Source organism: Blautia difficilis (genome assembly GCF_014297245.1).
Classification (GTDB): domain Bacteria; phylum Bacillota; class Clostridia; order Lachnospirales; family Lachnospiraceae; genus Blautia_A; species Blautia_A difficilis.
In genome coordinates this window covers 20,577-27,264 of record NZ_JACOQG010000034.1, presented here as the reverse complement: position 1 = coordinate 27,264, position 6,688 = coordinate 20,577, and the positions used below count along the sequence as shown (strand labels likewise).

Annotated in this window: 7 protein-coding genes and 2 pseudogenes; all 9 read left to right on the top strand. The window is 38.5% G+C overall.

Translation table 11 applies throughout. The annotated features are described in order from the left end of the window. A partial coding sequence (gene yaaA, locus H8Z82_RS14995; RefSeq protein ID WP_207724687.1) for a peroxide stress protein YaaA occupies positions 1 to 744 on the top strand: 744 nt, incomplete at its 5' end. Positions 745 to 973: 229 nt separating this feature from the next. After that, a complete protein-coding gene (locus H8Z82_RS14990) occupies positions 974 to 2,227 on the top strand; it encodes an HD-GYP domain-containing protein (RefSeq protein ID WP_119244232.1) in 1,254 nt (417 codons plus the stop codon). Continuing rightward, positions 2,202 to 2,540: a MerR family transcriptional regulator gene (locus H8Z82_RS14985; RefSeq protein ID WP_044997172.1), complete on the top strand. Its 339-nt coding sequence runs from the start codon at positions 2,202 to 2,204 to the stop codon at positions 2,538 to 2,540. The genes H8Z82_RS14990 and H8Z82_RS14985 overlap by 26 nt, the downstream gene beginning before the upstream one ends. Further along, positions 2,537 to 2,848 (top strand): annotated as a pseudogene (locus tag H8Z82_RS14980) (Fur family transcriptional regulator); the annotation flags it as partial. The gene H8Z82_RS14985 and the pseudogene H8Z82_RS14980, both read left to right, overlap by 4 nt. Further along, a pseudogene (locus H8Z82_RS17955) lies at positions 2,841 to 3,461 on the top strand (flavin reductase); the annotation flags it as partial. The pseudogenes H8Z82_RS14980 and H8Z82_RS17955, both read left to right, overlap by 8 nt. A gap of 18 nt (positions 3,462 to 3,479) precedes the next feature. Next, the gene (gene rbr / locus H8Z82_RS17950; protein ID WP_117677469.1) at positions 3,480 to 4,022 is read left to right on the top strand and encodes a rubrerythrin; all 543 of its coding nucleotides are present in this window, start codon (positions 3,480 to 3,482) and stop codon (positions 4,020 to 4,022) included. Positions 4,023 to 4,080: 58 nt separating this feature from the next. Then, entirely contained in the window at positions 4,081 to 4,782 is a 702-nt protein-coding gene (locus H8Z82_RS14970; RefSeq protein WP_118247814.1) for a TraX family protein, read from the top strand. A gap of 37 nt (positions 4,783 to 4,819) precedes the next feature. Then, positions 4,820 to 4,975, top strand: coding sequence for a rubredoxin (locus tag H8Z82_RS14965; protein WP_019161201.1), 156 nt, complete (start codon positions 4,820 to 4,822; stop codon positions 4,973 to 4,975). 101 nt (positions 4,976 to 5,076) lie between these two features. Beyond that, a complete protein-coding gene (locus H8Z82_RS14960) occupies positions 5,077 to 6,618 on the top strand; it encodes an ASKHA domain-containing protein (RefSeq protein WP_019161202.1) in 1,542 nt (513 codons plus the stop codon). Positions 6,619 to 6,688 lie beyond the last annotated feature (70 nt).

The following is a 6,688-nucleotide window of genomic DNA, read 5'->3' as shown; positions in this document are numbered from 1 at the left end:
ATATTATCCCCTGCTAAAAAGATGATTACAGATACTGACAGCATAGCGCCGGATGGATTGCCTGAATTTATTGAAAAGACGACAGAGATACAAAGTTGGTTGAAAAGTAAGTCAAAAGAGGAACTGAAAGGAATTTGGAAATGTAATGACCAGATTGCAGAACAAAATTTCAATAGATTGGGAAATATGAATCTTTATCAGATGCTCAGTCCGGCTGTTTTATCATATGAAGGAATTGCTTTTCAATATATGGCACCATCTGTGTTTGAAGATATGCAGCTTGAGTATGTGCAAAATCATTTGAGAATATTGTCTGCATTTTATGGTGCTCTGAAACCAATGGATGGTGTGACACCTTATCGTTTGGAAATGCAGGCAAAGATCAGGATTGGAGATTCCAAAAATCTGTATGAGTACTGGGGTGACTTGTTATACCGTTCAGTAATAGATGACAGCAGGATTATCATTAATCTTGCATCAAAAGAATACTCAAAATGTATAGAAAAGTATTTGACACCACAGGACAGATATATTTCGGTTACATTTTGTGAAGCTTCTGGAGATAAAATGGTAACAAAAGGTACATATGCCAAGATGGCTCGTGGTGAAATGGTCAGATTTATGGCAGAAAATAATATTGAGAATCCGGTAGATATTAAGAAATTCGACAGACTTGGTTATTCATTCCGGTCTGATTTATCATCAGATACTGAATATGTTTTTGAACGAAAAATAGAACAATGATTTAGATTAAAGATGCTCAGCATGGGCATCTTTTAGCAATAATGAGAATTATTACTATATTATTGACAATATAATAATGATGATATATAATCCCGTCTTTTATTTGATAATTATGCAGATAAAGATTTGCCTGTTATTTTTGTATAAATAATAATGAAACCTTTTTTATATAAATTTTTTGTGATAAAATAACAGTCAGATATATGATACAGACAGGAGACAAAAGGGTATGAAATTAGATGTTTTGGGATTGTTGGGAGCGTGTTCCTATGCATTGGACTGTGTGGAAGCAGAGTTAGTGCATGTAACATATAAGCATGCGAAGCGTGTTGCATATATGAGTGTCTGCATGGCAGAACAGATGGGAATTCAGGGGAAGAGTCTGCAGGATCTGACAGCCGTTGCGTTGTTACATGATAATGCACTGACTCAATATATTCAGGAAGAATTACACAATGATATTGCAAGTGCAATAGGTTCGGCGATTCCACTGGAGCTGGGAATTCACTGTGCGGAAGGTGAGAAGAACATGAAAGACATTCCATCCCATACGGATATAAAGAATGTCATTTTGTATCATCATGAGAATGCAGATGGAAGTGGACCTTTTGGAAAAAAATGGACAGAAGTACCGGTTTTTGCACGAATTATCCATCTATGTGATCTGCTTGACCAGGTCTGCTGCAGTGATTCTTTTGATTCAGACACCTGGCAGAAGGTAGAAGCATTTCTTCAGGAAATCACAGGTTCTATAGCGGATGAAGAATGTATAGAAGCATTTAGACATGCTTTTTCTGAACAACATTTTCTGTCACTTGGAGAAAAAGATGTGGAGACTCGTTTATGGAACAGAGTGCCGCGTACAAAACAAGATCTTAGCTTTGAACAGATTAAAGCACTGGCGAAATTTTTCGCACGCATCGTAGACTATAAATCACCATTTACGAGTACACACTCCATAGGTGTGGCTGCAGATGCTGAGAAATTATCCAGATTTATGGGATTTGATGAGGAGACAATGCAGAAAATGTATCTTGCAGGAGCGCTGCATGACATTGGAAAGGTTGCCATAGGTAACAAAATTCTGGAGAAGCCGGGAAGACTGACGGATGATGAGTTTGCAGTTATGAAACATCATGCAGCATATACTTATTCTATTCTGTCAGAAATCGATGATTTTGAAGAGATATGTGACTGGGCTGCCTTTCACCATGAAAGACTGGACGGGACAGGCTATCCATTTGGAAAAACAGCTGCTGAATTAAACACACAGGAACGCATCATGGCGTGTGTCGATATTTATCAGGCACTGACAGAAAGCCGCCCGTATAAACAGGGAATGCCACATGAAAAAGCTTACGGTATTTTAAATGATATGGTAGAAAAAGGATGGCTTGATGGAGAAATCGCTTCACAGGTTGATGCTTGTTTTGATCAGAAAATGACAGACATAATTCATGAGGAGAAACAGCTTGGAGAATAAAAAATTATTCCAGATTGGTGATGTGGCAAAAATGTTTCATATCAGTGTTGGCAGCCTGCGGCGTTATGAACAGGCAGGTCTGTTGAAACCAGAATACACAGATCCGGAAACAGGCTATCGCTATTATAGTGCACGTCAGTTTGAGGTTTTAAATACGATTCGTTACTTGCGCGTTTTGGATATGCCATTGGGTCAGATTGGAGAGTTTTTGGGAAACAGAGACATCGACGTGATAGAAGCTAAGTTGTTAAATCAGAAAAAACTGATAGAAAAGAAACGGCGGGAGTTGGAAACAATCGAACGCAAGATATAAAAGCAGCATATCCTACAATCGGAAAAGAAACTGTATATAGAAATCTTGATATATTGGTAGATGAGGGTTCGTTAAGGAAGGTTGAAGTTCCGGATGGAGCGAATAGGTTCGATTTTTCATTGAAAAATCATTACCATGTCAGGTGTACAAAATGCGGTGAAGTTTCAGATGTGGATATGGATGAAATACCGGATTTGCTGGAAAGAATTCATAACACTCATGGAATCGAATTTTTGGATTATGATATTTCATTTAAAGGTATTTGCCCAAAATGCAGGGAGAAGGTAAAGAAGGAAAAAAATGGATAGGAAAGCAATGTATAAGTTGAGTTATGGATTGTTTGTACTGACTGCCAGGGAAGATGAAAAAGACAATGGATGTATTATTAATACAGCCATTCAGGCAGCTTCAGAACCGAACCAGTTAAGTATCTGCGTCAACAAAGCAAATTACACGCATGACATGATTCAGAGAACTGGAAAATTCACAGTATCAGTCTTAAGTCAGAAGGCACGGTTTGAATTGTTTAAACATTTTGGCTTCCAATCAGGAAGGGATACCAATAAATTTGAAGCATTTGAAAAGTGTGCTAGGGGTACAAATGGTATTTATTATATTACAGAAGGTACAAATGCATACATTTCTGTAACAGTTAATAAAACGGAGGACTTAGGATCACATACAATGTTTATCGGTGAGATAACAGATATGGAAGTTTTAAGTAATGTTCCTTCTGTCACATATGATTATTACCAGAATAATATTAAACCTAAGCCACAGGCAGTCGGAAAAACCGAGGATGGGAAGACAATATGGCGTTGCAGAATTTGTGGATATGAATATGTAGGAGAAGAATTACCGGATGATTTTATATGTCCTTTATGTAAGCACCCAGCATCAGATTTTGAAAAAATAGTAAAGAAAACGGAGGAAAAAGAAATGGCAGCAAACAAATACGTAGGAACACAGACTGAGAAAAATTTACAGGAGGCATTCGCAGGGGAATCGCAGGCAAGAAATAAGTATACCTATTTTGCTTCTGTAGCGAAAAAGGAAGGCTACGAGCAGATGTCAGCATTGTTTTTAAAAACCGCAGATAATGAGAAAGAACATGCAAAGATGTGGTTCAAGGAATTAGCAGGAATTGGTGATACAAAGGAAAACCTGGCGGCAGCGGCAGAAGGCGAAAATTATGAGTGGACAGATATGTATGAAGGTTTTGCTAAAACAGCTGAGGAAGAAGGTTTTCCTGAACTTGCAGCAAAATTCAGAGCTGTAGGAGAGATTGAGAAGCATCACGAGGAGAGATATCGTGCACTTCTTAAGAATATTGAAACTGCTAAAGTTTTTGAAAAGAGTGAAGTTAAAGTATGGGAATGCCGTAACTGCGGGCATATTGTAGTGGGAACAAAAGCACCGGAAGTATGCCCGGTATGCAATCACCCGCAGAGCTATTTTGAAGTACATGCAGAAAACTATTAATGTGAATTGCAGATATGAATATGGGTATGTCTGTTATACGATACAATGAGGGGCGGAAATGAACAAACTGAAAACATTATCCGGAGCACAATTAAAGTATATCGCATTTACAACTATGCTCATAGATCATGTAAATAAGGCTCTGATTTATCCTAATTTGAATGGAGGAATATTGCTTGTGATAAGTGATATTTTTGACATATTAGGAAGAATAGCTTTCCCGATCTTTATATTTTTATTGATAGAAGGTTATTTCAGAACGACAAACAGGTGGAAATATTTAGGTATGCTTCTTTTGTTTGGAATAATCTCAGAAATTCCATATGACATGTTTACAACGGCATCCTATTTTGAGCCAAATGGAAACAATATTATGTTCACATTGGCTTTGGTACTCGTTATCATTTGGATCATAGGTACATTAAAAGAAAAAATGGGAGTACGTTGGCGTATATTATGGTATTTCATTTCCGCTGTAATCGTGGGAGCCGGATGCCTGAGTGCGATGATATTGGGATTGGATTATGAGTATCATGCAGTCTTAATTGGGTATTTTTTATATATTTTTCATAAAAAACCTGTTTGGGCAATTCCATTTTGCTTTTTGGCTATGTATAAAGAACCGTGGGCGTTATTGGGATTTGGATTAACCCTTACATATAATGGAGAACGGGGAAGGCAGAATAAGATTGTAAATTATTTTTTTTATCCAGTACATCTCTTTGTTCTGGGTATGATAAAAATGTATTTTGGATTTTAATAATACTTAAGAAAATCAGAATTAGGAGGATTAACTAATGAAATACGTATGTGATGTTTGCGGATGGGAGTATGATGAAGAGGAAGGATATCCAGAAGGTGGTATCGCACCGGGAACAAAATGGGAAGATGTTCCGGAAGATTTTGAATGTCCGTTATGTTCCGTAGGAAAAGATCAGTTCTCAGAAGTATAATAAATAACAATGAAAAGGAAGGACGTCAAGTATGTGATATAACGGATGCCCTTCTTTTTTTACAGAATAAAAAATGCACAAATTGTAGGGAGATGAATACTATGAGAGGTCTTAGCCGAAAATTATATCTTGATCTTTCTGTTCCAACCGAAGAGGACCAGCGTTCAGACCAGCAGCGCATTCTGGAAGCTTTATCCGCGGAGGGCGTGAAAGAGGAGGTTCATATTCCGGTTCGCATGTTGAGACAACTATATCCATTACTTGATCGTGCAGGTTGGAAAATAACCGTTTCGCTTTCCTGGAATGGAGAAAAATGGGAGCTGGTTGATATAGAAAGCGGAGATACAGCCAGACAGCATTATGGGCTGGCTGTGGATCTTGGAAGTACAACGGTAGTGGTGAGACTTTTAGATTGTAATAGTGGTGAGATATTGGGAGAAGAGAGCTGCTTTAATAAACAGATTCAGTGGGGAACCGATATTTTATCACGTATTTTTTTCTGCAAAGATGACAGGAAAAAACTGGAAGAGATACGGCTTGCTACAGTTGAGTCTATTATAGAGTGCATGGATAAGCTGGATGTAAAGCATCCGGTGTCACGAAAATGTCTGTCTATGGTAGTAGCAGGCAATACCACCATGATCCACTTTCTTTTGGGAATAGATGCTTTCTGTGTCTTTTATACGCCACATGCTGTTCATGCAGACCGTCCGGGATTCCAGCCGGCAAAAGATCTGGACATTCCGCTGAATGGTTATGTATATTGTTATCCGGCGAAGTCTAATTATCTGGGTGGTGACATCATCAGTGGAATGATTGAAACGGAATTATATAAAAAGGATGGAATCAGTGTTTTCTTTGACATTGGAACCAACGGTGAACTTGTGATAGGAAATAAAGATTTTCTTCTTTGCGGCGCCGGTGCGGCGGGGCCTGCATTGGAAGGCGGTGTAGTACATACCGGGATGAGGGCAGATGCCGGAGCAGTGGACAGCGTGAGGATAAGAGGTGGAAAAATCCATGTTCATGTAATTGGTAACTCTTCAGGAAAAATTAGCCCTAAGGGTATCTGCGGTTCCGGTATTGTCGATCTGATTGCGGAACTTTTTTTAGAAGGCTGGATAGATATTCGTGGTAAGTTTTCTCCTGAAAAAACGAATCTTATTCAGAAACGAGAAGGTCAGCTTTGCATAGAATATGCTCCGGGTCTGTATTTTTATCAGAAAGATATCGACGAATTTATTCTTACCAAAGCCGCAGCACATATAATGGTTGAGATCATGCTCCGGGAATCTGGACTTGAACTGAATCAGGCAGATCGATTTTATGCAGCCGGCTCTTTTGGAAAATATGTATCTGTGGAATCAGCCATTACCATTGGGATGTATCCTGACATGGAACGGGAGAAGATGATCAATGCTGGAAATTCTTCGCTGGAAGGAGCACAGAAGCTTTTGCTGAACAAAGAACTTCTTGCAGATATTGATCAGATACTGGAAGAAATGACTTATATACAATTTGCGGAAGTGGATGATTTTCTGGAACAGATGGTAGCTGCCCAGGCCTTACCTCACACAGATTATAAAAAATATCCAACGGTCATGGAAAAATTAAAGAAAAGACAAAACATATGCTTTTATTGATCCGAGGCTGAGAAATCTGTCATGGTAAGCATATTCCAGATTTCTCAGAAAACAGAACAAAGGAGGAGAC

Bases quoted from the DNA above. Each gene is read 5' to 3' on its own strand.
- H8Z82_RS14985 (WP_044997172.1), top strand. From the start codon at position 2,202: ATGAGGAGAAACAGCTTGGAGAATAAAAAATTATTCCAGATTGGTGAT.
- H8Z82_RS14960 (WP_019161202.1), top strand. From the start codon at position 5,077: ATGAGAGGTCTTAGCCGAAAATTATATCTTGATCTTTCTGTTCCAACC.
- H8Z82_RS14965 (WP_019161201.1), top strand. From the start codon at position 4,820: ATGAAATACGTATGTGATGTTTGCGGATGGGAGTATGATGAAGAGGAA.
- rbr (WP_117677469.1), top strand. From the start codon at position 3,480: ATGGCAGCAAACAAATACGTAGGAACACAGACTGAGAAAAATTTACAG.
- H8Z82_RS14970 (WP_118247814.1), top strand. From the start codon at position 4,081: ATGAACAAACTGAAAACATTATCCGGAGCACAATTAAAGTATATCGCA.
- H8Z82_RS14990 (WP_119244232.1), top strand. From the start codon at position 974: ATGAAATTAGATGTTTTGGGATTGTTGGGAGCGTGTTCCTATGCATTG.